Source organism: Pseudoalteromonas rubra, from assembly GCF_004212645.1.
In the GTDB taxonomy this organism is placed as follows: domain Bacteria; phylum Pseudomonadota; class Gammaproteobacteria; order Enterobacterales; family Alteromonadaceae; genus Pseudoalteromonas; species Pseudoalteromonas rubra_G.
On sequence record NZ_PPUZ01000056.1, the window covers coordinates 1 to 539 of the forward strand.

At 47.9% G+C, this 539-nt stretch carries 1 rRNA gene; it reads right to left on the minus strand.

From position 1 onward, the window contains the following. Positions 1-526, minus strand: a 23S ribosomal RNA gene (locus C3B51_RS18720); the annotation flags it as partial. Positions 527-539 lie beyond the last annotated feature (13 nt).

Sequence of the window (539 nt, forward strand, 5' to 3'; positions counted from 1 at the left end):
GCTCCTACTGCTTGTACGTACACGGTTTCAGGTTCTATTTCACTCCCCTCACAGGGGTTCTTTTCGCCTTTCCCTCACGGTACTGGTTCACTATCGGTCAGTTGGGAGTATTTAGCCTTGGAGGATGGTCCCCCCATATTCAGTCAAAGTTTCACGTGCTCCGACCTACTCGATTTCACTTTAAATAAGTTGTCGTGTACGGGACTGTCACCCTGTATCGTCATACTTTCCAGAATGTTCCACTAACTACATTAAAGCTTAAGGGCTAATCCGATTTCGCTCGCCGCTACTTTCGGAATCTCGGTTGATTTCTTTTCCTACGGGTACTTAGATGTTTCAGTTCTCCGCGTTCGCCTCATACAGCTATGTATTCACTGCATGATGACCCAAAGGGCCGGGTTTCCCCATTCGGAAATCCTAGTCTCAAGCGCCTCTTACTGGCTTGACTAGGCTTATCGCAAGTTAGTACGTCCTTCATCGCCTCCAACTGCCAAGGCATCCACCGTGTACGCTTAGTCACTTAACCATACAACCCAAAA